The sequence below is a fragment of the Cedecea sp. Ae19-4 genome, from assembly GCF_059801165.1.
In genome coordinates, this window is record NZ_JBCHWG010000002.1 from 415731 (window position 1) to 439998 (window position 24268).

At 53.4% G+C, this 24268-nt stretch carries 17 protein-coding genes, 3 tRNA genes, 3 rRNA genes and 1 riboswitch; of the genes, 19 read left to right on the forward strand and 4 right to left on the reverse strand.

Features of this window, described 5'->3' with window-relative positions:
• Positions 1-20 precede the first annotated feature (20 nt).
• Positions 21-208, forward strand: a riboswitch (cobalamin riboswitch).
• A 69-nt stretch (positions 209-277) separates the two neighbouring features.
• From btuB to AAIE02_RS14760, 8 genes are all read left to right on the forward strand, one after another.
• A complete protein-coding gene (gene btuB / locus AAIE02_RS14725) occupies positions 278-2125 on the forward strand; it encodes a TonB-dependent vitamin B12 receptor BtuB (RefSeq protein WP_498532984.1) in 1848 nt (615 codons plus the stop codon).
• Positions 2070-2921, forward strand: a complete 852-nt coding sequence (gene murI, locus AAIE02_RS14730) for a glutamate racemase (RefSeq protein WP_336983488.1) — start codon at positions 2070-2072, stop codon at positions 2919-2921. Before btuB ends, murI begins: the two co-directional genes overlap by 56 nt.
• Before the next feature lie 374 nt (positions 2922-3295).
• Positions 3296-4835, forward strand: a 16S ribosomal RNA gene (locus AAIE02_RS14735).
• A gap of 85 nt (positions 4836-4920) precedes the next feature.
• Positions 4921-4996 (forward strand) — tRNA-Glu (locus tag AAIE02_RS14740).
• Between the two features lie 221 nt (positions 4997-5217).
• A 23S ribosomal RNA gene (locus tag AAIE02_RS14745) occupies positions 5218-8124 on the forward strand.
• Positions 8125-8222: 98 nt separating this feature from the next.
• Positions 8223-8338, forward strand: a 5S ribosomal RNA gene (rrf, locus tag AAIE02_RS14750).
• The 16S, 23S and 5S rRNA genes sit together here with 3 tRNA genes alongside, the layout of an rRNA operon.
• A 55-nt stretch (positions 8339-8393) precedes the next feature.
• Positions 8394-8470 (forward strand) — tRNA-Asp (locus tag AAIE02_RS14755).
• Between the two features lie 51 nt (positions 8471-8521).
• Positions 8522-8597: transfer RNA gene (locus AAIE02_RS14760), tRNA-Trp, on the forward strand.
• Between the two features lie 79 nt (positions 8598-8676).
• On the opposite strand, the gene hdfR is transcribed toward AAIE02_RS14760, so the two are convergent.
• Complete coding sequence (gene hdfR, locus AAIE02_RS14765) at positions 8677-9501, reverse strand: HTH-type transcriptional regulator HdfR (protein ID WP_008455597.1); 825 nt, start codon at positions 9499-9501, stop codon at positions 8677-8679.
• 119 nt (positions 9502-9620) lie between these two features.
• Here hdfR and AAIE02_RS14770 point away from each other — a divergent pair, with 119 nt between their 5' ends.
• The gene (locus AAIE02_RS14770) at positions 9621-9959 is read left to right on the forward strand and encodes a MaoP family protein (RefSeq protein ID WP_008455591.1); all 339 of its coding nucleotides are present in this window, start codon (positions 9621-9623) and stop codon (positions 9957-9959) included.
• Between the two features lie 24 nt (positions 9960-9983).
• On the opposite strand, the gene AAIE02_RS14775 is transcribed toward AAIE02_RS14770, so the two are convergent.
• The gene (locus AAIE02_RS14775; RefSeq protein ID WP_498532821.1) at positions 9984-11504 is read right to left on the reverse strand and encodes a YifB family Mg chelatase-like AAA ATPase; all 1521 of its coding nucleotides are present in this window, start codon (positions 11502-11504) and stop codon (positions 9984-9986) included.
• 353 nt (positions 11505-11857) lie between these two features.
• Here AAIE02_RS14775 and ilvL point away from each other — a divergent pair, with 353 nt between their 5' ends.
• The 6 genes from ilvL to ilvA all read left to right on the forward strand — a co-directional run bounded on the left by ilvL (position 11858) and on the right by ilvA (position 18417).
• Entirely contained in the window at positions 11858-11956 is a 99-nt protein-coding gene (gene ilvL / locus AAIE02_RS14780) for an ilv operon leader peptide (RefSeq protein ID WP_071530467.1), read from the forward strand.
• 140 nt (positions 11957-12096) lie between these two features.
• A complete protein-coding gene (ilvG, locus tag AAIE02_RS14785; RefSeq protein ID WP_498532822.1) occupies positions 12097-13743 on the forward strand; it encodes an acetolactate synthase 2 catalytic subunit in 1647 nt (548 codons plus the stop codon).
• A complete protein-coding gene (ilvM, locus tag AAIE02_RS14790) occupies positions 13740-13997 on the forward strand; it encodes an acetolactate synthase 2 small subunit (protein ID WP_008455586.1) in 258 nt (85 codons plus the stop codon). The genes ilvG and ilvM overlap by 4 nt, the downstream gene beginning before the upstream one ends.
• 19 nt (positions 13998-14016) lie before the next feature.
• Complete coding sequence (locus AAIE02_RS14795) at positions 14017-14946, forward strand: branched-chain amino acid transaminase (RefSeq protein ID WP_039289201.1); 930 nt, start codon at positions 14017-14019, stop codon at positions 14944-14946.
• A 73-nt stretch (positions 14947-15019) separates the two neighbouring features.
• Positions 15020-16870, forward strand: a complete 1851-nt coding sequence (gene ilvD / locus AAIE02_RS14800; protein WP_498532823.1) for a dihydroxy-acid dehydratase — start codon at positions 15020-15022, stop codon at positions 16868-16870.
• 2 nt (positions 16871-16872) lie between these two features.
• Positions 16873-18417 (forward strand): threonine ammonia-lyase, biosynthetic, encoded by a 1545-nt coding sequence (ilvA, locus tag AAIE02_RS14805; RefSeq protein ID WP_008455579.1) that lies wholly within the window; start codon positions 16873-16875, stop codon positions 18415-18417.
• Here the strand turns inward: ilvA and ilvY are convergent.
• On the reverse strand, positions 18414-19307 hold the full coding sequence (ilvY, locus tag AAIE02_RS14810) for an HTH-type transcriptional activator IlvY (protein WP_008455578.1): 894 nt from the start codon (positions 19305-19307) through the stop codon (positions 18414-18416). The genes ilvA and ilvY overlap by 4 nt on opposite strands.
• A 165-nt stretch (positions 19308-19472) precedes the next feature.
• Between ilvY and ilvC the strand changes: the two genes are divergently transcribed.
• From ilvC to AAIE02_RS14825, 3 genes are all read left to right on the forward strand, one after another.
• Positions 19473-20948, forward strand: a complete 1476-nt coding sequence (ilvC, locus tag AAIE02_RS14815; protein ID WP_008455576.1) for a ketol-acid reductoisomerase — start codon at positions 19473-19475, stop codon at positions 20946-20948.
• 89 nt (positions 20949-21037) lie between these two features.
• On the forward strand, positions 21038-21478 hold the full coding sequence (locus AAIE02_RS14820; protein WP_498532824.1) for an Rrf2 family transcriptional regulator: 441 nt from the start codon (positions 21038-21040) through the stop codon (positions 21476-21478).
• A complete protein-coding gene (locus tag AAIE02_RS14825) occupies positions 21475-21852 on the forward strand; it encodes a DUF1360 domain-containing protein (protein WP_498532825.1) in 378 nt (125 codons plus the stop codon). Before AAIE02_RS14820 ends, AAIE02_RS14825 begins: the two co-directional genes overlap by 4 nt.
• A gap of 29 nt (positions 21853-21881) precedes the next feature.
• Here AAIE02_RS14825 and ppiC read toward each other — a convergent pair whose 3' ends face one another.
• On the reverse strand, positions 21882-22163 hold the full coding sequence (gene ppiC, locus AAIE02_RS14830) for a peptidylprolyl isomerase PpiC (protein WP_008455569.1): 282 nt from the start codon (positions 22161-22163) through the stop codon (positions 21882-21884).
• Between the two features lie 83 nt (positions 22164-22246).
• Here ppiC and rep point away from each other — a divergent pair, with 83 nt between their 5' ends.
• Complete coding sequence (rep, locus tag AAIE02_RS14835; RefSeq protein WP_008455567.1) at positions 22247-24268, forward strand: DNA helicase Rep; 2022 nt, start codon at positions 22247-22249, stop codon at positions 24266-24268.

Below are 24268 nucleotides of genomic sequence, written 5' to 3' on the forward strand. Positions count from 1 at the left end.
GGACATCCGTATAAGCCTAACGGTAGCATGGCTTTTCCGGCCTCCTGAGAGTGAAAAGGGAACCCAGTGTGATTCTGGGGCTGACGCGCAGCGGTAAGGAACGGCAAGATGAACGCACTCAGCAGACACTGCTTTATTATATAAGCGGGAAGTCCTCATCTTATTTAAGCCCCCAAGCCCGAAGACCTGCCGGAACGACGTCGCAAGTGATATGGCTATCGCGTGCTATTTGCCATATCTGCGGCATCCTGGTCGAAAGCGGGTGCTTATATAAATGATGATAAAGAAGGTTTCGCTGTTGACGGCTCTGTCCGCAACGGCTTTTTCAGTTTGGGCGCAGGAAAGCAACACTGACAATACCCTGGTAGTGACTGCGAATCGTTTTCAGCAGCCGGTGAATAGCGTTCTGGCGCCGACTTCGGTGGTCACGCGTGAAGATATTGATCGCTGGCAGTCAAAAGATTTAAACGACGTGATGCGAAGATTGCCGGGCGTGGATATTGCTCAGAACGGCGGCCTTGGTCAGCTCTCCTCAGTGTTTATTCGCGGGACTAATTCCAGCCATGTGCTGGTGCTGATTGACGGCATCCGCCTTAATCAGGCCGGCGTGACCGGCTCTTCCGACCTCAGCCAGATTCCAGTCTCTCTTGTTCAGCGCGTAGAGTACATCCGTGGGCCTCGTTCAGCTGTCTATGGCTCTGATGCTATCGGCGGTGTCATCAACATTATCACCACCCGAGATAAAGACGGCACAACGCTGACGGCGGGAGTGGGCTCAAACGGCTACCAGAACTATGACGCCAGCACGCAGCAAAAGCTGGGGGATAGCACTCGCGTGACTCTGGCTGGCAACTATGAGTACACCAAAGGTTTTGACGTTGTGGCTGAGGGTAATACCGGCGGCCTGCGTCAGCCCGATCGCGACGGCTTTATGAGTAAATCTCTTTACGGAGCGCTTGAGCACAGCTTTTCTGAGCAATGGAGCGGCTTTGTGCGTGGCTACGGCTACGATAACCGTACGGCCTATGACGGCCTTTATAGCAGCTTTACGCCAAACCAACTGGTGGACACCCGTCAGCTCTACAGTCAGACATGGGACGCGGGACTGCGCTTTAATAACGATATCTTCCACTCACAGCTGATTTCCAGCTACGGCCATAGCAAAGATTACAATTTCGATCCGCGCCTCGGTCGCTACGACTCAAGCGCTACCCTGGATGAAATCAAGCAGTACAACCTGCAGTGGACTAACTCTGTTGATCTCGGCGCAGGAAATGTTGGGGCGGGCGTTGACTGGCAGAAGCAAAGCACTGAACCGGGTACTAACTATGTAACTGACGGCTACGACCAGCGTAATACCGGCGTCTATCTGACAGCGCTGCAAAAGCTGGGTGATTTCACCTTTGAAGGCGCCGCGCGTAACGATAACAACTCAGAGTTCGGTAATCACGGCACCTGGCAGAGTAGTGCGGCATGGGAATTTGTTGAGGGGTATCGCTTTATTGCCTCCTACGGTACGGCGTTTAAGGCGCCAAACCAGGGGCAGCTGTTTGGCTTCTACGGGAACAGAGATCTGAATCCAGAAGAAAGCCGTCAGTGGGAAGGCGCATTTGAAGGGTTAACTTCCGGTGTGAACTGGCGCGTTTCGGGTTACCGCAACCTTGTTGATAACCTGATCGACTTCAACAGCGGGACGAACAGCTATTACAACGTAGGCAAGGCCAATATCAAAGGCATTGAAGGGACGGCTTCCTTTGATACCGGGCCAGTGCAGCACAGCGTTAGCTATGACTATGTTGACGCTCGCAATGGCCTGACCGATGCACCGCTGGCGCGTCGCGCTAAGCAACAGGTGAAGTACCAGCTTGACTGGGCGCTCTACGATCTGGACTGGAGCGTAACTTATCATTACCTGGGCTCACGCTACGACACCGATTTCAATACCTATCAAACCGTGAAAATGGGCGGTGTCAGCCTGTGGGATGTTGCCTTGTCGTATCCAGTCACGTCACAGCTGACCGTTCGTGGTAGAATAGCTAACCTGTTCGATAAAGATTACGAGACGGTTTATGGCTACCATACTGCAGGACGGGAATACTACTTGTCTGGCAGCTACACCTTCTGATGCACATCCCACCGTGCTGGTTTTTGACTCCGGCGTTGGTGGGCTGTCCGTCTACAATGAGATTCGGCAGCTTCTGCCGGATCTTCATTACATCTACGCCTTCGATAACGTGGCGTTTCCATACGGCGAAAAGAGCGAAGAGTTTATCGTCGACCGGGTGGTCTCAATAGTGACTGCTGTCCAGCAGCATTATCCTTTATCCCTCGCTGTTATTGCCTGTAATACCGCAAGCACTGTTTCCCTCCCTGCTTTACGCGAAAAGTTCGACTTCCCTGTTGTTGGCGTTGTGCCTGCGATTAAACCGGCTGCGCGTTTGACGACAAATGGGGTTGTGGGTCTGTTGGCAACACGCGGCACGGTCAAGCGTCCTTATACCCACGAGCTTATCTCCCGATTTGCTACCGAATGCAAAATTGAGATGCTGGGGTCTGCCGAACTGGTGGAGTTGGCGGAGGCGAAGCTTCATGGTGAGCCTGTACCGCTGGACGAGCTGCGTAAAATCCTGCGGCCGTGGTTACGGATGTCGGAGCCGCCGGATACCGTTGTATTAGGCTGCACGCATTTCCCTTTATTACAGGAAGAACTGTTGGAAGTGTTACCTGAGGGGACGAGGCTGATCGATTCCGGTGCCGCGATTGCAAGGCGTACCGTTTGGTTACTGGAACATGAAGCGCCTGAAGCGGCGTCTGCAGATCCGAATATTGCCTATTGTATGGCATTCACGCCTGAAACTGCGCAATTAATGCCCGTTTTACAACGTTACGGCTTTGAAAGGCTCGAAAAACTGTCACTTTAGTGCCGTTTTGAGTAAAAAAACGACGCTTGAAAGTTTTTTTCAAATTAGGGGTTGTCAGGCTCTGAGAACTCCCTATAATGCGCCTCCACTGACACGGTGAAGCGGCTTCGAAAGCGGCTTCACAACCCGGTAGTCAGTCAGACGAAAGCGAAAATAAACGCTTGACTCTGAAAGAGGAAAGCGTATTATACGCCACCTCGAGTTAGCAAGCGAAAGCGACTGACTCACTGCTCTTTAACAATTTATCAGACAATCTGTGTGGGCACTCGCAGGATTGATATCTCAGCATCTTCGGATGCAAACAAATATCAAGTCTTGAAGAGTGACTACTGATTTTATAAACAGTTTTAATTCTTTGAGCATCAAACACTTTTAAATTGAAGAGTTTGATCATGGCTCAGATTGAACGCTGGCGGCAGGCCTAACACATGCAAGTCGAGCGGTAGCACGGGGAGCTTGCTCCTGGGTGACGAGCGGCGGACGGGTGAGTAATGTCTGGGGATCTGCCTGATGGAGGGGGATAACTACTGGAAACGGTAGCTAATACCGCATAACGTCGCAAGACCAAAGAGGGGGACCTTCGGGCCTCTTGCCATCAGATGAACCCAGATGGGATTAGCTAGTAGGTGGGGTAATGGCTCACCTAGGCGACGATCCCTAGCTGGTCTGAGAGGATGACCAGCCACACTGGAACTGAGACACGGTCCAGACTCCTACGGGAGGCAGCAGTGGGGAATATTGCACAATGGGCGCAAGCCTGATGCAGCCATGCCGCGTGTATGAAGAAGGCCTTCGGGTTGTAAAGTACTTTCAGCGAGGAGGAAGGCATTAAGGTTAATAACCTTGGTGATTGACGTTACTCGCAGAAGAAGCACCGGCTAACTCCGTGCCAGCAGCCGCGGTAATACGGAGGGTGCAAGCGTTAATCGGAATTACTGGGCGTAAAGCGCACGCAGGCGGTTTGTTAAGTCGGATGTGAAATCCCCGGGCTCAACCTGGGAACTGCATTCGAAACTGGCAAGCTTGAGTCTTGTAGAGGGGGGTAGAATTCCAGGTGTAGCGGTGAAATGCGTAGAGATCTGGAGGAATACCGGTGGCGAAGGCGGCCCCCTGGACAAAGACTGACGCTCAGGTGCGAAAGCGTGGGGAGCAAACAGGATTAGATACCCTGGTAGTCCACGCCGTAAACGATGTCGACTTGGAGGTTGTGCCCTTGAGGCGTGGCTTCCGGAGCTAACGCGTTAAGTCGACCGCCTGGGGAGTACGGCCGCAAGGTTAAAACTCAAATGAATTGACGGGGGCCCGCACAAGCGGTGGAGCATGTGGTTTAATTCGATGCAACGCGAAGAACCTTACCTACTCTTGACATCCAGAGAACTTTCCAGAGATGGATTGGTGCCTTCGGGAACTCTGAGACAGGTGCTGCATGGCTGTCGTCAGCTCGTGTTGTGAAATGTTGGGTTAAGTCCCGCAACGAGCGCAACCCTTATCCTTTGTTGCCAGCGGTTCGGCCGGGAACTCAAAGGAGACTGCCAGTGATAAACTGGAGGAAGGTGGGGATGACGTCAAGTCATCATGGCCCTTACGAGTAGGGCTACACACGTGCTACAATGGCGCATACAAAGAGAAGCGACCTCGCGAGAGCAAGCGGACCTCATAAAGTGCGTCGTAGTCCGGATTGGAGTCTGCAACTCGACTCCATGAAGTCGGAATCGCTAGTAATCGTAGATCAGAATGCTACGGTGAATACGTTCCCGGGCCTTGTACACACCGCCCGTCACACCATGGGAGTGGGTTGCAAAAGAAGTAGGTAGCTTAACCTTCGGGAGGGCGCTTACCACTTTGTGATTCATGACTGGGGTGAAGTCGTAACAAGGTAACCGTAGGGGAACCTGCGGTTGGATCACCTCCTTACCTAAAAGATACAACCCGCGTAGTGCTCACACAGATTGTCTGATAGATGTAGAGAAGCAAGGCGTCTTGCGATTGAGACTTCAGTGTCCCCTTCGTCTAGAGGCCCAGGACACCGCCCTTTCACGGCGGTAACAGGGGTTCGAATCCCCTAGGGGACGCCACTTGCTGGTATGTAAGTGAAAGTTGCGTGCCGAACTATCTCAAAGCTGACTTGAAAGAGTCATGTTTGAGATATTTGCTCTTTAACAATCCGGAACAAGCTGAAAATTGAAACGACATGTCGTCTTATTCTTCCGTAATAAAGAATGAGGTTAAGACATGTTCGAGTCTCTCAAATTTTCACAATATCGATTGTGTCTTACGAGACACCTTCGGGTTGTGAGGTTAAGCGACTAAGCGTACACGGTGGATGCCCTGGCAGTCAGAGGCGATGAAGGACGTGCTAATCTGCGATAAGCGTCGGTAAGGTGATATGAACCGTTATAGCCGGCGATTTCCGAATGGGGAAACCCAGTGTGATTCGTCACACTATCATTGCGTGAATACATAGCGTAATGAAGCGAACCGGGGGAACTGAAACATCTAAGTACCCCGAGGAAAAGAAATCAACCGAGATTCCCCCAGTAGCGGCGAGCGAACGGGGAGCAGCCCAGAACCTGAATCAGTTTGTGTGTTAGTGGAAGCGTCTGGAAAGTCGCAGGGTACAGGGTGATACTCCCGTACACTAAAATGCACATACTGTGAGTTCGAAGAGTAGGGCGGGACACGTGGTATCCTGTCTGAATATGGGGGGACCATCCTCCAAGGCTAAATACTCCTGACTGACCGATAGTGAACCAGTACCGTGAGGGAAAGGCGAAAAGAACCCCGGCGAGGGGAGTGAAAAAGAACCTGAAACCGTGTACGTACAAGCAGTGGGAGCCTCATTTATGGGGTGACTGCGTACCTTTTGTATAATGGGTCAGCGACTTATATTCTGTAGCAAGGTTAACCGTATAGGGGAGCCGCAGGGAAACCGAGTCTTAACTGGGCGTTAAGTTGCAGGGTATAGACCCGAAACCCGGTGATCTAGCCATGGGCAGGTTGAAGGTTGGGTAACACTAACTGGAGGACCGAACCGACTAATGTTGAAAAATTAGCGGATGACTTGTGGCTGGGGGTGAAAGGCCAATCAAACCGGGAGATAGCTGGTTCTCCCCGAAAGCTATTTAGGTAGCGCCTCGTGAACTCATCTTCGGGGGTAGAGCACTGTTTCGGCTAGGGGGCCATCCCGGCTTACCAACCCGATGCAAACTACGAATACCGAAGAATGTTATCACGGGAGACACACGGCGGGTGCTAACGTCCGTCGTGAAGAGGGAAACAACCCAGACCGCCAGCTAAGGTCCCAAAGTCATGGTTAAGTGGGAAACGATGTGGGAAGGCACAGACAGCCAGGATGTTGGCTTAGAAGCAGCCATCATTTAAAGAAAGCGTAATAGCTCACTGGTCGAGTCGGCCTGCGCGGAAGATGTAACGGGGCTAAACCATGCACCGAAGCTGCGGCAGCGACACTATGTGTTGTTGGGTAGGGGAGCGTTCTGTAAGCCGTCGAAGGTGAACTGTGAGGTTTGCTGGAGGTATCAGAAGTGCGAATGCTGACATAAGTAACGATAAAGCGGGTGAAAAGCCCGCTCGCCGGAAGACCAAGGGTTCCTGTCCAACGTTAATCGGGGCAGGGTGAGTCGACCCCTAAGGCGAGGCCGAAAGGCGTAGTCGATGGGAAACAGGTTAATATTCCTGTACTCGGTGTTACTGCGAAGGGGGGACGGAGAAGGCTATGTTAGCCGGGCGACGGTTGTCCCGGTTTAAGCATGTAGGCGGAGCGTTTAGGTAAATCCGGACGCTTATTAACGCTGAGGTGTGATGACGAGGCACTACGGTGCTGAAGTAACAAATGCCCTGCTTCCAGGAAAAGCCTCTAAGCATCAGGTAACATTGAATCGTACCCCAAACCGACACAGGTGGTCAGGTAGAGAATACCAAGGCGCTTGAGAGAACTCGGGTGAAGGAACTAGGCAAAATGGTGCCGTAACTTCGGGAGAAGGCACGCTGTCGGTAAGTGAAACCCCTCGCGGGTGGAGCTGAAGGCAGTCGAAGATACCAGCTGGCTGCAACTGTTTATTAAAAACACAGCACTGTGCAAACACGAAAGTGGACGTATACGGTGTGACGCCTGCCCGGTGCCGGAAGGTTAATTGATGGGGTTATCCGCAAGGAGAAGCTCTTGATCGAAGCCCCGGTAAACGGCGGCCGTAACTATAACGGTCCTAAGGTAGCGAAATTCCTTGTCGGGTAAGTTCCGACCTGCACGAATGGCGTAATGATGGCCAGGCTGTCTCCACCCGAGACTCAGTGAAATTGAAATCGCTGTGAAGATGCAGTGTACCCGCGGCAAGACGGAAAGACCCCGTGAACCTTTACTATAGCTTGACACTGAACATTGAGCCTTGATGTGTAGGATAGGTGGGAGGCTTTGAAGCGTGGACGCCAGTCTGCGTGGAGCCAACCTTGAAATACCACCCTTTAATGTTTGATGTTCTAACGTAGACCCGTGATCCGGGTTGCGGACAGTGTCTGGTGGGTAGTTTGACTGGGGCGGTCTCCTCCTAAAGCGTAACGGAGGAGCACGAAGGTTAGCTAATCACGGTCGGACATCGTGAGGTTAGTGCAAAGGCATAAGCTAGCTTGACTGCGAGAGTGACGGCTCGAGCAGGTGCGAAAGCAGGTCTTAGTGATCCGGTGGTTCTGAATGGAAGGGCCATCGCTCAACGGATAAAAGGTACTCCGGGGATAACAGGCTGATACCGCCCAAGAGTTCATATCGACGGCGGTGTTTGGCACCTCGATGTCGGCTCATCACATCCTGGGGCTGAAGTAGGTCCCAAGGGTATGGCTGTTCGCCATTTAAAGTGGTACGCGAGCTGGGTTTAGAACGTCGTGAGACAGTTCGGTCCCTATCTGCCGTGGGCGCTGGAGAATTGAGGGGGGCTGCTCCTAGTACGAGAGGACCGGAGTGGACGCATCACTGGTGTTCGGGTTGTCATGCCAATGGCATTGCCCGGTAGCTAAATGCGGAAAAGATAAGCGCTGAAAGCATCTAAGCGCGAAACTTGCCCCGAGATGAGTTCTCCCTGACCCTTTAAGGGTCCTGAAGGAACGTTGAAGACGACGACGTTGATAGGCTGGGTGTGTAAGCGTAGCGATACGTTGAGCTAACCAGTACTAATGATCCGTGAGGCTTAACCTTACAACACCGAAGGTGTTTTCAGAGACGAAAGATTTTCAGCTTAGTTCAGGATTAGATTGATGGTTATATAGAGATATAACGGTCAATAACAGAATTTGCCTGGCGGCCGTAGCGCGGTGGTCCCACCTGACCCCATGCCGAACTCAGAAGTGAAACGCCGTAGCGCCGATGGTAGTGTGGGGTCTCCCCATGCGAGAGTAGGGAACTGCCAGGCATCAAATTAAGCAGTAAACCGGGGCAACAAACCGGTGGTTGTAGAAAAATTCGGTGGAGCGGTAGTTCAGTCGGTTAGAATACCTGCCTGTCACGCAGGGGGTCGCGGGTTCGAGTCCCGTCCGTTCCGCCACTTATTAAAATTAAGCCTGCTCTTTAAGCAGGCTTAATAGTAGGAAAATTTAGGGGCGTAGCTCAGTTGGTAGAGCACCGGTCTCCAAAACCGGGTGTCGCGAGTTCGAGTCTCTCCGCCCCTGCCATATATAATCCTTTGCTTAGGCAAAGGATTTTTTTTGTCCAAAATTCCTCTCTTTTATATTCTTAGCTATTAAAAGCGCATTACTGCGCCTTTAATGGTGTCTTCAATAATTCTTTGATAACACTCTGTTTGTCCGTGTTTTGTAACCAGACAGCATACAATGGTCTGGAAAGCGTTGTGCTTTCGGGGACAGGCCAGATCCCGGGCTGTTCTTTTGCCCACTCAATCGGCAGGAAGGTGCAACCGTTAAGTTCAGAGATCAGCTTGCAGGCTATTTTTGCTGAACTGGTAGTTAATACCGGAATATCATCACTTCCAATGAGCTCGGCCTCATGTTGGTGAAAATCCGCACCCCACTCGATGCGTAAATAGTTGAGTGAAGCTTTACGGCTTTCCGCGGCAGGACCATAAAGCCCCATGCTGAAGTAACCTAGCAACTGGCTGGCAAATTCGTCCATTTTTGGCGCTTCAGTTGTGAGCAATAAATCCAGCTGGCGCTCATGAAGCTGTTTAACGAGTGACTGACGTTGTGCAATTCGTGCTTCGAACTGCAGGCCATTATGCTGTTGATAAAGCGCAATGAGCCATTCAGAAAGCATACATTCCCAAAGCGATGCGCTGGCACCAAGCGTGAGCTGATTATGCTGAGAAGTATGTGATACCTCTTTTTTCGCTGCTAACCACGTATTCATCAGGTTTTCTGCGTAGGGCAACAGGCGCTCCCCGGCAGTTGTCAGCCGTATGTTATTGCGGTGGCGGGTAAAAAGGTTTACACCAAGCTGATTTTCGAGCTGTCGGATGCGAAAGCTTACCGCAGACTGGGTCAAATAAAGTGCTTCTGCAGCGCGACCAAAGTGCCGTGTTCTGCTAACTTCCAGGAAGGTTTTAAGTAATTCGGTGTCCACGGCTTACTCCAAAAAATAATTTGTCGTTATGATTTAAATGTTTTGTTTTACACTCTGTCAAGCGTAACTAATACTCCGCGCCATAAATAGCTCGGCCAAGAAAATCAGGAGCGTGTAGGATGGCGGAAAGCTTTACGACGACTAATCGGTTTTTCGACAATAAACATTATCCACGTGGGTTTGCTCGTCATGGTGATTTCACCATCAAAGAGGCACAGCTGTTAGAACGTCATGGTTTTGCGTTCAATGAGCTGGATCTCGGTAAGCGCGAACCAGGCACTGAAGAAGAAGTGCAGTTTGTTGCCGTATGCCGTGGTGTGCGCGAGCCTGCTACTGAAGCGGAACGTGTCTGGAGCAAGTACATGTCGCGTATTAAGCGTCCAAAACGTTTTCATACCCTGTCTGGCGGTAAACCGCAGATGGATACGGTTGAAGACTACAGCGATAGTGATGATTAAAAAATGGGGCGAAAGCCCCGTTTTTTATTCTGTCAGTCTGTGCAAATGCAGGAGCAGCCGATCAATAGTTCGATAGCTCAGTGCTTCCTGGAGATGTGCCCGAGTAATACTCTCGCAATGCTCGATATCCGCGATGGTACGAGAGACTTTCAGAAGACGTTGCCATGCCCTGACCGACAGGCCCAGTTTGAGTAATGTTTCCTCCAGCCAAACTGCATCATTCGGCACAAGTTCACAGTGTTCGCGGATCTCATGATTGCTGAGTCGGGCATTCAGCTTGTTCTGCCGGGAGAGTTGCCTGTCGCGTGTCTCTATTACCCTTTCCCTTATTCTCTCGCTTTTTTCTTCCTGATGGTTCGTTTTACTCAGCATTCCTGCCGGGAGAAGCGGGATATCCACTGAGAGGTCGAAGCGGTCGAGAAAAGGGCCCGAGAGTCGATTCATATAGCGTAAAGTCTGCTGGGGCGTGGCACGGTTATGTTTGCCTTCATAGTGCCCCGTAGGACTGGGATTCATCGCCGCGATAAGCTGAAAATCCGCGGGGTAGGTGATTTTTGCCCGGGTGCGAGAGATATGAATCTCACCTGATTCAATAGGTTCCCTAAGCGAGTCCAGTACGCGGCGCTCAAACTCAGGTAATTCGTCCAGAAATAACACGCCGTTGTGCGCTAACGAAATTTCTCCTGGCTGCGGGATAGCCCCGCCGCCAACGACGGAAGTTAACGAGGCACTGTGATGGGGAGCCCTGAACGGACGCTGACGCCAATGGCGATGAAGATGCGAAGATTGTACCAGGCTCAGAATGGCAGCGCTCTGTAATGCTTCAACATCGTTCAAAGGAGGAAGGAGCGTATTGAGCCGGCTCGCCAGCATGGTTTTACCCGTTCCTGGTGGGCCTATCAGTAAGAGGTTATGCCCGCCAGCCGCCGCAATTTCCAGCGCTCGTTTTCCCTGATTTTGCCCAATAATCTCGTTCATGTCTTCCAGGCTATCAGCTTGCCACAGCGCAGGGCTAACCGGGGTGCGGAGGTCGTGTTTTCCTTCCAGCCAGGCGCATACCTCGGTCAGATGCGTGGCCACAAAGCAGCCCGGTTTAGCGATCAGGGCTACTTCTTCTTCATTTTCTGCGGCAACCACGACTTCTCGCCCCGCATTCAAAGCCTCCATAGCGGATGATATGGCCCCAGAAACCCCACGTAGCTCCCCGGTCAGCGCAAGCTCGCCGATAAACTCAAGCTGGGCCAGCTTGGGCGTATTTAGCTGCTCAGAGGCAACCAGCAGCGCCAGAGCAATCGGCAAATCGTATCTGCCACCTTCTTTAGGAAGATCTGCCGGAGCAAGGTTAATAGTGATTTTACGCGCTGGAAATGTGTAGCCGCTATTGATCAATGCGCTTCTGACTCGATCCCGGGCTTCTCTCACGGTAGTTTCAGGCAGGCCGACAAGCGTAAGCCCTGGTAAACCAGCACTGATATGCACTTCAACCGTAACCTGTGGGGCGTGAACGCCGAGTGCTGCTCTGGTATAGACAACCGACAGTGACATTTTTCCTCCGTGAAAAACTTCATTCTGCCGCGCCAATAAAAGATTAAATATTGTTCGTTTTATGCACCGGGAAGCACCTCCCTGACTTTTTTATCCGCTTTCTTTTTTACAGCTCTGGCTGCGAAGCCGATCGCAGAACAATAAATTTTTACTGGTATTACGCAGAAAATACCCTCAGCAGACCAGTTTTATGAATTATTTTCACTTTCTCGTTATGCACTGAAATTAAATAGTTTTTATGCTAATTAATTTCAACGACGATCTTTTCGTCATAAAAAAATATTGTGCTTTACGTCAACTCTGTGATAACTCTGTAGGCATTACTTCGAACTAGACGTTAGAACATACAAAAAATGACAGCCCTTCTACGAGTGATTAGCCTGGTCGTGATTAGCGTGGTGGTGATTATTATCCCACCGTGCGGGGCTGCACTTGGAGAAAGAAAGGCTTAAAAATCAAGCCTGAATCGAAAAGAACCCCCGCACCGAAAGGTCCGGGGGTTTTTTGTTGACTGAAGAATGTGAAGCGAGGAACAGAGTATGTGTTGCAGAATAAAATGCTGTTTCTCCGGTAATGAGACGGGGAACTAACTATGAATGGTGCACAGTGGGTAGTACATGCGTTGCGGGCGCAGGGTGTTGAAACAGTTTTCGGTTATCCTGGCGGCGCGATTATGCCGGTGTACGATGCGTTGTACGACGGTGGTGTGGAACATCTACTGTGTCGCCATGAGCAAGGTGCAGCCATGGCGGCTATTGGTTATGCCCGCTCAACGGGCAAAACCGGTGTGTGTATTGCCACTTCTGGCCCCGGTGCGACAAATCTGTTAACTGGCCTTGCTGACGCACTTTTAGATTCTGTTCCTGTGGTTGCCATCACCGGCCAGGTGGCTGCACCTTTGATCGGGACTGACGCTTTCCAGGAAGTTGACGTCCTCGGCCTGTCGCTTGCCTGCACCAAACACAGTTTCCTCGTCGAATCCCTTGATGAATTGCCGCGTGTCCTTGCCGAGGCATTTGAGATTGCTAATTCTGGCCGTCCAGGCCCCGTTCTGGTCGATATTCCAAAAGATATTCAGTTGGCTATTGGTGAGCCTGAGGCCTGGTTATCTGCCGTTGAAGATGATGCTGACCTACCGTTGGCTGAATTGCAGCAGGCCCGTGAAATGCTCGCTCAGGCCAAAAAGCCGATGCTTTACGTTGGCGGCGGCGTTGGGATGGCGCAGGCGGTTCCAGCGCTCCGTGAGTTTATTTCCGTCACGGGCATGCCTTCCACAGTCACTCTGAAAGGGCTGGGTGCCGTCCCGGCCGACCATGCGTTTTATACCGGTATGTTGGGAATGCACGGCACCAAGGCGGCGAACCTCGCCGTTCAGGAATGCGATCTGCTGTTGGCCGTTGGAGCCCGTTTCGATGACCGCGTCACCGGGAAGCTGAATACCTTTGCTCCGCACGCCAAAGTTATCCACATGGATATCGATCCTGCGGAGCTGAGCAAGCTGCGCCAGGCGCATGTCGCGTTGCAGGGGCCGCTGAATCAGCTTTTACCGGCCTTGCAACAGCCGTTGCACATTGCCTCCTGGCAGCAGCATGTCGCCGCCCTGAACGAAGAACACCAGTGGCGCTACGATCATCCGGGTCAGGCTATCTATGCCCCCTTGCTGCTGAAGCAGCTCTCCGAGCGCAAATCAGCAGAAGCCGTTGTGACCACCGACGTAGGCCAGCATCAGATGTGGACCGCACAGCACATGACCTTCACTCGCCCTGAGAACTTCATCACTTCCAGCGGGCTTGGCACGATGGGCTTTGGTTTACCCGCCGCCGTTGGTGCTCAGGTTGCAAGGCCGGAAGATACGGTTATTTGCGTCTCCGGCGATGGCTCTTTCATGATGAACGTTCAGGAGTTAGGCACCATCAAGCGCAAACAGTTGCCGGTCAAAATCCTGCTGCTCGATAACCAACGCCTGGGCATGGTGAGACAGTGGCAGCAGCTGTTTTTTGAAGAGCGCTACAGTGAAACCACCCTGACCGACAACCCTGATTTCCTCACGCTGGCCAGCGCCTTTGGCATTCCAGGTCAGCACATCACCCGTAAAGACCAGGTAGAAGCCGCGTTAGACGCCCTGCTGAACAGCGACGGCCCGTACATGCTTCACGTCTCGATCGATGAGTACGAAAACGTCTGGCCGTTGGTACCACCCGGTGCCAGTAACTCGCAAATGCTGGAGAAATTATCATGATGCAACATCAGCTCGCAGTGCAGGCTCGCTTCCGCCCGGAAACGTTAGAACGTGTTTTACGCGTAGTGCGCCATCGTGGATTCCAGATCTGCGCGATGAATATGGCCGCGGCGGGGAATACCGACAATATTAATATTGAATTGACCGTTGCTAGCCTGCGGCCAGTCGAATTACTGTTTACTCAATTAAGCAAGCTGGTTGACGTTGCCTGCGTTGAAATCCAGCCACAAACATCACAACAAATCCGCGCCTGAGCGTAAAAGGAAGAGAACAATGACGACCAAGAAAGCTGATTACATCTGGTTCAATGGCGAGATGACTCCGTGGGGAGAAGCGAAAGTTCACGTAATGTCCCACGCGCTGCACTACGGTACTTCGGTCTTCGAAGGCATCCGTTGCTACGACTCGCACAAAGGGCCAGTGGTGTTCCGTCATCGTGAACACATGCAGCGCTTGCGTGACTCAGCAAAAATCTATCGCTTCCCGGTATCGCAAAGCGTGGATGAGCTGATGGAAGCCTGCCGTGCGGTTATCCGTAAAAATAATCTCACCAGCGCTTACATTCGCCCTCTGGTCTTTGTTGGCGACGTAGGTATGGGCGTTAATCCGCCGGAAGGGTATACCACCGACGTGATCATTGCGGCTTTCCCGTGGGGCGCTTATCTGGGCGCTGAAGCGCTGGATCAGGGGATTGATGCAATGGTCTCTTCCTGGAATCGTGCGGCACCAAACACCATTCCTACCGCGGCCAAAGCGGGCGGTAACTACCTTTCTTCTCTGCTGGTCGGCAGCGAAGCACGCCGCCACGGCTATCAGGAAGGGATTGCGCTCGATGTGAACGGCTTCCTGTCTGAGGGCGCGGGTGAAAACCTGTTCGAAGTAAAAGACGGCGTGATCTACACCCCGCCATTTACCTCTTCAGCGCTGCCGGGGATTACCCGCGATGCAATCATCAAGCTGGCAAAAGACCTGGGCATTGAAGTCCGTGAGCAGGTGCTGTCGCGCGAATCTCTGTACCTGGCCGACGAAGTCTTTATGTCCGGTACCGCCGCTGAAATCACCCCGGTACGCAGCGTAGACCGCATTCAGGTGGGCGAAGGCCGCTGTGGCCCGGTCACCAAACGTATTCAACAGGCATTCTTTGGCCTGTTCACCGGCGAAACCGAAGACAAGTGGGGCTGGTTAGATCAGGTAAACCCGTAAGCCTTAAACAAAAATATAATCAGGCGGGCGGCAACTGACCGCCTGCTACCCGACAGACTGGAGTAAATAAAGCATGCCTAAGTATCGTTCCGCCACTACAACCCACGGCCGCAATATGGCGGGTGCCCGCGCGCTGTGGCGCGCAACGGGGATGACCGACGCCGATTTTGGCAAACCGATCATTGCGGTCGTCAACTCCTTTACCCAATTCGTACCGGGCCACGTTCACCTGCGCGACCTGGGTAAACTGGTTGCCGAGCAAATCGAAGCCTCCGGCGGCGTAGCGAAAGAGTTCAACACCATTGCGGTGGATGACGGTATCGCGATGGGGCACGGCGGTATGCTCTATTCCCTGCCGTCCCGCGAGCTGATTGCCGACTCGGTTGAGTACATGGTGAACGCCCACTGCGCCGATGCCATGGTTTGTATCTCCAACTGCGACAAAATCACCCCAGGGATGCTGATGGCCTCGCTGCGCCTGAACATTCCGGTGATCTTCGTCTCCGGCGGCCCGATGGAAGCCGGGAAAACTAAACTTTCCGACCAGATCATCAAGCTGGATCTGGTCGATGCGATGATTCAGGGTGCGGACCCGAAAGTTTCTGACGAGCAAAGCGAGCAGGTTGAACGCTCCGCGTGTCCAACGTGCGGCTCTTGTTCAGGTATGTTCACTGCCAACTCCATGAACTGCCTGACCGAGGCGCTAGGTCTGTCTCAGCCGGGTAACGGTTCACTGCTGGCGACGCACGCTGACCGCAAAGAGTTGTTCCTGAACGCGGGTAAACGCATTGTTGAACTGACCAAGCGCTATTACGAGCAGGATGATGCCACCGCGCTCCCGCGCAGCATCGCCAGCAAAGAGGCGTTCGAAAACGCCATGACGCTGGATATCGCCATGGGCGGCTCCACTAACACCGTTCTGCACCTGCTGGCCGCCGCGCAAGAAGCTAAAATCGACTTCACCATGACCGACATTGACCAGCTGTCCCGCAAGGTTCCACAGCTGTGTAAAGTCGCGCCAAGCACCCAGAAATACCATATGGAAGACGTGCACCGTGCGGGTGGCGTACTCGGGATCCTCGGCGAGCTGGATCGCGCCGGATTGTTGAACCGCGAAGTGAAAAACGTGCTTGGCCTTTCCCTGCCGCAGACGTTGGAACAATACGATGTCATGCTGACCAAAGACGAGGCGGTGAAAACGATGTTCCGCGCGGGTCCGGCGGGCATTCGTACTACCCAGGCTTTCTCGCAGAACTGCCGCTGGGACACGCTGGATGACGATCGCGCTAACGGTTGCATTCGCTCACTGGAAAATGCCTACAGCAAAGATGGCGGCCTGGCCGTTCTGTACGGCAACTTCGCGGAAAACGGCTGTATTGTTAAAACCGCTGGCGTGGATGAAGGTAGCCTGGTATTCCGCGGCCCGGCCAAAGTTTATGAAAGCCAGGACGATGCGGTAGAAGCCATCCTCGGCGGTAAAGTCGTTGCAGGTGACGTGGTTGTTATTCGCTACGAAGGACCAAAGGGCGGGCCAGGCATGCAGGAAATGCTCTACCCAACCACCTTCCTGAAATCTATGGGACTGGGTAAAGCCTGCGCGCTGGTCACCGACGGCCGTTTCTCCGGCGGGACCTCGGGTCTGTCGATCGGCCACGTTTCTCCTGAAGCCGCGAGCGGCGGCAATATCGCTCTGATTGAAGACGGCGACATGATTGCCATTGATATCCCTAATCGCGGTATTCAGCTGCAGCTCACCGATCAGGAAATGGCTGCACGTCGTGAAGCGCAGAAAGCTCGCGGTGAAGCGGCATGGACGCCTCGCAATCGTGAGCGCCAGGTTTCCTTCGCCCTGCGCGCCTACGCCAGCCTCGCCACCAGTGCGGATAAAGGCGCCGTGCGTGATAAAAGCAAGCTTGGAGGCTAATTATGGCTGAGTCACAACCGCTACCCGATGCCCCCGGCGGAGCAGAGTATCTGCGCGCGGTATTGCGCGCGCCGGTTTACGAAGTTGTGCAGGTAACGCCGCTGCAGAAAATGGAAAAGCTTTCGTCGCGCCTTGATAACGTCATTCTGGTTAAGCGTGAAGACCGTCAGCCTGTGCATAGCTTCAAGCTGCGCGGGGCTTACTCGATGATTGCGGGCTTGAACAGCGAGCAAAAAGCCAGTGGCGTGATCACCGCTTCTGCGGGAAATCACGCTCAGGGCGTCGCGCTTTCGTCCACGCGATTGGGTATTAAGTCGCTGATCGTTATGCCTGTGGCTACTGCGGATATCAAAGTCGATGCTGTGCGGGCCTTCGGAGGCGAAGTGTTGCTGCATGGCGCGAATTTCGATGAGGCAAAAGCCAAAGCCATCGAACTTTCTCAGCAGCAAGGTTTCACCTACGTGCCTCCGTTTGATCACCCGGCAGTCATCGCCGGGCAGGGTACGGTTGCGCTGGAATTGCTGCAGCAGGATGCGCACATCGATCGCGTATTCGTGCCGGTTGGCGGCGGTGGCCTGGCGGCTGGCGTAGCGGTTTTGATCAAGCAACTGATGCCGCAGATCAAAGTGATTGCGGTTGAAGCCGAAGATTCTGCCTGTCTCAAGGCGGCGCTGGATGCCGGGCACCCGGTTGAGCTGCCGCGCGTAGGGCTGTTTGCCGAAGGTGTTGCTGTTAAGCGCATCGGCGACGAAACCTTCCGCGTGTGCCAGGAATACCTGGACGACATCATCACCGTGGACAGCGATGCCATCTGCGCGGCGATGAAGGATTTGTTCGAAGACGTGCGTGCTGTCGCCGAGCCTTCCGGCGCGCTGGCGCTGGCGGGGATGAAAAAGTACATCCAGCAGCACAACATTCGTGGCGAACGCCTGGCGCATGTGCTGTCTGGCGCAAACGTGAATTTTCACGGGCTACGCTATGTCTCGGAGCGCTGTGAACTGGGCGAGCAGCGAGAAGCATTGCTGGCGGTCACTATTCCAGAGCAAAAAGGCAGTTTCCTGAAGTTTTGCCAGCTGCTGGGCGGTCGCTCGGTCACTGAGTTCAACTACCGTTACGCCAGCTCTGACGATGCCTGCATTTTTGTTGGGGTGCGACTGACTCGCGGACTGGAAGAGCGTAAAGAGATCATCGCTCAGCTCAGCGAAGGCGGCTACGGTGTGGTCGATCTCTCTGACGACGAAATGGCGAAGCTGCATGTTCGCTACATGGTGGGCGGCCGACCTTCGAAGCCGCTGCGCGAACGGTTGTACAGCTTTGAATTCCCGGAATCGCCGGGGGCGCTGCTGAAGTTCCTGAGCACGCTGGGAACGCACTGGAACATTTCTCTGTTCCACTACCGCAGCCACGGCACCGACTACGGGCGAGTTCTCGCGGCGTTTGAGTTGGGCGAAAATGAGCCGGACTTCGAAACCCGGCTCAATGAACTGGGTTACGAATGTCACGACGAAACCCAGAACCCGGCGTTCCGCTTCTTCCTGGCCGGTTAATGGCTGCCGGGTAAAAGCTTCCAGAACGCGCTGATAAGCGGCTCATTGAGCCGCTTTTTTTGTACGCAAACGCCCAGTTCAAACGGCGCTTTCTCATCGTTACGTTCCAGAACCAGCACGCGGTTGCGCACCGGTTCCGGGCTGTTTTCCAGCACGATTTCCGGGATCAGCGCGACGCCACATCCCAGCGCCACCATTGACACCATGGCTTCGTGGCCGGCGACGGTAGCGTAGATTACCGGGTTACTGATTTTCTGGCGGCGGAACCACAGTTCTATACGGCGCCGAACGGGCCCTTGCTCGGGCATGATAAACGGAATTTTGGCCCAGTCTGGCTCCGGTTGGCTTACCTGCGCTCTGACAGGGCAAGGCAAAGCGGGGGCGATCAAGGCCACGGATAAATTTTCCAGCATTGAGAAAGCCACGCCAGGCGGAAGGGACTCTGGTTTTCCGGCAATGGCGAGATCGGCTTCGTTGGAGTCGACTTTTTCTACCGCATCCGCGGCGTCGCCGGTGGTCAGCTTAATTTCAACGGAAGGATGTTCAGCCCGGAAGCGGTCCAGAATGGGCGGCAAATGGCTGTATGCGGCGGTCACCGAGCAAAACAGATGCAGCTCTCCGCTCAGGGAAGGACCTTGCTGGCCAAGCGTGTGGCGCATCTGCTGATATTGCAGCAGCGTGTGCTGGGCAAACAGCCGTAATTGCTCGCCGGCTTCAGTCAGCGTCACGGTGCGGTTATCACGCAAAAACAGAGGTTGCCCGAGGTCGTCCTCCAGACGCTGGATCTGGCGCGAAAGCGTGGAGGGACTGACGTGCATGGCGCGCGCGCTACGCCCAAAATGGCGGCTTTCAGCCAGGTGCAGAAAGGTTTTCAGATCGCGTAAATCCATGGTCATCAAGCCTCGTTTTTGCATTGCAATAATTGCAACGCGATGTTGTTAATATATCAATTTAAGCAACGCATTTCCTGTCATATAGTGGGTTCATTCTAGGCAGCACGACACGGCTGCAGAGCCCTTACAATAAGCACAACACGACACATACGGAGTTCTACGATGGCTAATTATTTCAACACTTTGAACCTGCGTCAGCAGTTAGCGCAGTTGGGTAAATGTCGCTTCATGGGGCGCGATGAATTCGCCGATGAAGCAAGCTACCTCAAAGGTAAAAAAGTCGTCATCGTCGGCTGCGGTGCTCAGGGTCTTAACCAGGGTCTGAACATGCGCGACTCCGGGCTGGATGTTTCCTATGCCCTGCGTGCGGAAGCTATCGCCGAGAAACGTGCATCCTGGCGTAAAGCGACCGAAAATGGCTTCAAAGTGGGTACTTATGAAGAGCTGATCCCACAGGCGGATCTGGTTGTTAACCTGACGCCAGACAAACAGCACTCTTCCGTTGTTCAGGCCGTACAGCCGATGATGAAAGACGGCGCGGCGCTGGGCTACTCCCACGGTTTCAACGTGGTTGAAGTCGGCGAAACCATTCGTAAAGACATCACCGTGGTGATGGTAGCACCTAAGTGCCCGGGCACCGAAGTGCGCGAAGAATACAAACGTGGTTTTGGTGTGCCAACGCTGATCGCAGTTCACCCTGAAAACGATCCGAAAGGCGAAGGTATGGCGATTGCCAAAGCCTGGGCTGCGGCCACCGGTGGCCACCGTGCGGGCGTGCTGGAGTCTTCCTTCGTTGCGGAAGTGAAATCTGACCTGATGGGCGAGCAAACTATCCTGTGCGGTATGCTGCAGGCCGGTTCTCTGCTGTGCTTCGACAAGCTGGTGGCTGAAGGTACTGATGCTGCATATGCAGAAAAACTGATTCAGTTCGGCTGGGAAACCATCACCGAAGCGCTGAAGCAGGGCGGGATCACGCTGATGATGGACCGTCTGTCCAACCCGGCAAAAATCCGCGCCAACGCGCTGTCCGAGCAGCTGAAAACCATTATGGCTCCGCTGTTCCAGAAACACATGGATGACATCATCTCCGGTGAGTTCTCCTCCGGCATGATGGCTGACTGGGCTAACGACGATAAGAAACTGCATACCTGGCGTGAAGAGACCGGCCAGACCGCTTTCGAAACTGCACCGCAGTTTGAAGGTAAGATTTCCGAGCAGGAATACTTCGACAAAGGCGTGGTAATGATTGCCATGGTGAAAGCAGGCGTTGAGCTGGCCTTCGAAACCATGGTTGACGCTGGCATCATCGAAGAGTCGGCATACTATGAGTCCCTGCACGAGCTGCCGCTGATTGCTAACACCATTGCTCGTAAGCGCCTGTACGAAATGAACGTGGTTATTTCTGATACCGCTGAGTACGGTAACTACCTGTTCTCCTACGCGGCCGTACCACTGCTGAAAGAGTTCATGACCACGCTGCAGCCGGGCGATCTGGGTAAAGAGATCCCAGCCGCTGCGGTAGACAACGCTCAACTTCGTGACGTCAATGAAGCCATTCGCAGCCACGAAATCGAAAAAGTGGGTCAAAAACTGCGTGGCTACATGACCGATATGAAACGCATCGCTGTTGCTGGCTAATGTGTTTTTGAAATGAAAAAGGCGCTTCGGCGCCTTTTTTTGTGCCTGTTATCTTGCCGCCTCTCTTTTTATGTAATATTGTAAGTTACATGAAAGCAAATAACTCCTTCTCAGCAACATTGCACATCCTGCTTCACCTGGAGCAGATGGACAAACCGCTCACATCGGAACAAATGGCCGCCTTTATCGACGGCAATCCGGCGTTTATTCGTAAAGTGCTCGCCGGTCTGCGCGAGAACAACATCGTCTGCTCAACCAAAGGTCACCACGGCGGCTGGAGACTATGCCGCCCGGCTAGCGAAGTGACGCTGCTGGATATTTATCTGGCGCTGGGATCGCCGGGTCTGTTTGCGCTAGGTAACCGCAATGAAAACCCGCAATGCCTGGTGGAGCAGGGGGTGAATCGAGTGATGTCCGAGACGTTTACCGCGGCTGAAGAGCTGGTACTGGCGCGGTTTAAAAGCCTGACATTACAAGATATCGGGAGCGAATTTATTAGCTATTTCAATGAAAAGGGGCATGAGGAATGATTTCAACCTTAACCACGGAACTGCCAGTTTGTCTGATGATCGCCCTGGCCGCCGCCAGCATTTCGATGACGATAACGCAAAATGAACTGTTTGCAGGGTTACGCGGCTGGACGGCGAAAAAGCATGCGATGCTGGGCCATCTCTTTCAATGTTTCTACTGCCTTAGCCACTGGGTCGTGTTTGCCGGAATGCTGATTTACCGTCCCTATTTGCTGCACAGCGGGATACCGGTGATCGACTGGATTATGACGGCGTTTATTACCCTCACGCTGACCACTTTCGTGAACGGCATTATTTTTAAAGTGTTCCAGATGGCGGTCGGCACGCACTTGCTGAAGCATGAAGCCCAGCAGACGCTGCAGTCGACAAAGTAAAGAAAAGGCCGGATATCCCGGCCTTTGGCTTAGTTACGGTACAACACCTTGATGATGTGGTAGCCGAACTGAGTGTGCAGCGGGCCGTAAGGCTCCAGCAGCGGGCAGGAAAAGACCACTTTATCGAACGCAGGAACCATCTGCCCCTGACGGAATTCACCTAAATGGCCGCCTTTTTTGCCGGATGGGCAGGTAGAGTGCTTCTTCGCCAGTTTTTCGAAGTCGCCACCGTTTTTAAGCTGCTCCAGAAGGTCCAGAGCCAGTTTTTCTTCCTTTACAAGGATATGCAGTGCTGCTGCGGTTTTTGCCATGATAGTGCCTTGAGTCATGTTGATTACGCTCGCTATACTACCACGCTGTTTTTGTCCCCTCCTGACTTTCATTGAGTGACCGTATGCGTTTAAACCCTGGCCAACAACAAGCCGTCGAATTTGTCACCGGACCCTGCCTGGTTTTGGCCGGGGCGGGCTCGGGTAAAACGCGCGTTATCACCAATAAAATTGCGCATCTGATTCGCGAAAGTGGCTATCAGGCGCGCCAAATCGCGGCGGTGACCTTTACCAATAAGGCCGCCCGCGAAATGAAAGAGCGCGTTTCGCAGACGCTGGGGCGCAAAGAGGCACGGGGGTTGATGATCTCGACTTTCCACACGCTTGGGCTGGAGATTATCAAGCGCGAGTACGCGGCGCTTGGTATGAAATCTAACTTCTCGCTGTTTGACGATACCGATCAGACCGCGCTGCTAAAAGAGCTAACTGAAGGCCTGTTAGAAAACGATAAGGTGCTGCTTCAACAGCTGATTTCAACCATCTCCAACTGGAAGAACGGGTTGTTGTCTCCGGCGCAGGCCGCCGCGCAGGCGAAGGGCGAAAGGGATCGTATTTTTGCCCATTGCTACGGCCTTTACGACACGCACCTGAAGTCCTGCAACGTGCTGGATTTTGACGATCTGATTTTGCTGCCAACGCTGCTGCTGCAGCGCAATGCAGAAGTCCGGGAGCGCTGGCAAAACCGTATTCGCTATCTGCTGGTAGATGAATATCAGGATACCAACACCAGCCAGTACGAGCTGGTGAAACTGTTGGTTGGCGCGCGGGCGCGCTTTACCGTTGTAGGCGACGATGACCAGTCTATCTATTCCTGGCGAGGGGCGAACCCGCAAAACCTGGTTCTACTGAGTAAAGATTTTCCGGCGCTGCAAGTCATCAAGCTTGAGCAGAACTACCGCTCATCCCGCCGGATTTTGAATGCGGCCAATATTCTGATCGCCAACAATCCGCACGTTTTTGAGAAGCGGCTTTTCTCTGAACTTGAACACGGCGCAGAATTGAAGGTCGTGACGGCTAATCATGAAGAGCATGAGGCCGAGCGCGTCACCGGCGAGCTTATCGCCCACCACTTTATTAATAAAACCAACTATAAAGATTACGCGATTCTGTACCGCGGCAACCACCAGTCGCGGGTGTTCGAAAAGATGCTGATGCAAAACCGCATCCCGTATCGTATCTCCGGCGGTACTTCATTTTTCTCTCGTCCGGAAATTAAAGATCTGCTCGCCTATTTGCGCGTGTTGACGAACCCGGATGATGACAGCGCATTTCTGCGTATTGTAAATACACCCAAGCGCGAAATTGGCCCGGCAACGCTGCAAAAGCTTGGCGAGTGGGCGATGCAGCGCAATAAAGGCCTGTTTACTGCCAGCTTCGATATGGGGTTAAGCCAGACGCTCAGCGGGCGCGGCCTTGATGCGTTGCAGCGTTTTACCCACTGGCTGCGGGACGTGGCAACGCTTGCCGAGCGCGAACCGGTGGCCGCCGTGCGAGACCTCATCCACGGCATCGACTACGAAAGCTGGCTGTACGAAACCTCGCCCAGCCCAAAAGCTGCCGAAATGCGGATGAAAAACGTTAACCAGCTTTTCAGCTGGATGACCGAGATGCTTGAAGGCAACGACCTGAATGAGCCGATGACGTTAATCCAGGTGGTGACGCGTTTTACCCTGCGTGACATGATGGAGCGTGGTGAAAGTGAAGAAGAGGCCGATCAGGTTCAGTTGATGACTCTACATGCTTCTAAGGGGCTGGAATTTCCCTACGTCTACCTTGTGGGCATGGAAGAAGGGATTTTGCCGCACCAAAGCAGCATCGACGAAGATAACGTGGATGAAGAGCGTCGTCTGGCTTACGTAGGGATTACCCGGGCGCAAAAAGAGCTGACGTTTACGCTTTGCCGGGAGCGCCGGCAGTATGGCGAGCTGATACGGCCTGAACCAAGCCGGTTCCTGATGGAGCTGCCACAGGACGATTTAAGCTGGGAAACTGAGCGGAAAGTGGTTTCTGCCGAAGAGCGGATGCAAAAAGGGCAGAGTAATGTGGCCAACATCCGCGAGATGCTGGCCAAAGCGCGTAAAAGCTAG

Coding starts and splice junctions, on each gene's coding strand:
- btuB (WP_498532984.1), top strand. CDS start 278: ATGATAAAGAAGGTTTCGCTGTTGACGGCTCTGTCCGCAACGGCTTTT.
- murI (WP_336983488.1), top strand. CDS start 2,070: ATGGCTACCATACTGCAGGACGGGAATACTACTTGTCTGGCAGCTACA.
- AAIE02_RS14770 (WP_008455591.1), top strand. CDS start 9,621: ATGGCGGAAAGCTTTACGACGACTAATCGGTTTTTCGACAATAAACAT.
- AAIE02_RS14775 (WP_498532821.1), bottom strand. CDS start 11,504: ATGTCACTGTCGGTTGTCTATACCAGAGCAGCACTCGGCGTTCACGCC.
- ilvL (WP_071530467.1), top strand. CDS start 11,858: ATGACAGCCCTTCTACGAGTGATTAGCCTGGTCGTGATTAGCGTGGTG.
- ilvG (WP_498532822.1), top strand. CDS start 12,097: ATGAATGGTGCACAGTGGGTAGTACATGCGTTGCGGGCGCAGGGTGTT.
- ilvM (WP_008455586.1), top strand. CDS start 13,740: ATGATGCAACATCAGCTCGCAGTGCAGGCTCGCTTCCGCCCGGAAACG.
- AAIE02_RS14795 (WP_039289201.1), top strand. CDS start 14,017: ATGACGACCAAGAAAGCTGATTACATCTGGTTCAATGGCGAGATGACT.
- ilvD (WP_498532823.1), top strand. CDS start 15,020: ATGCCTAAGTATCGTTCCGCCACTACAACCCACGGCCGCAATATGGCG.
- ilvA (WP_008455579.1), top strand. CDS start 16,873: ATGGCTGAGTCACAACCGCTACCCGATGCCCCCGGCGGAGCAGAGTAT.
- ilvY (WP_008455578.1), bottom strand. CDS start 19,307: ATGGATTTACGCGATCTGAAAACCTTTCTGCACCTGGCTGAAAGCCGC.
- ilvC (WP_008455576.1), top strand. CDS start 19,473: ATGGCTAATTATTTCAACACTTTGAACCTGCGTCAGCAGTTAGCGCAG.
- AAIE02_RS14820 (WP_498532824.1), top strand. CDS start 21,038: ATGAAAGCAAATAACTCCTTCTCAGCAACATTGCACATCCTGCTTCAC.
- AAIE02_RS14825 (WP_498532825.1), top strand. CDS start 21,475: ATGATTTCAACCTTAACCACGGAACTGCCAGTTTGTCTGATGATCGCC.
- ppiC (WP_008455569.1), bottom strand. CDS start 22,163: ATGGCAAAAACCGCAGCAGCACTGCATATCCTTGTAAAGGAAGAAAAA.
- rep (WP_008455567.1), top strand. CDS start 22,247: ATGCGTTTAAACCCTGGCCAACAACAAGCCGTCGAATTTGTCACCGGA.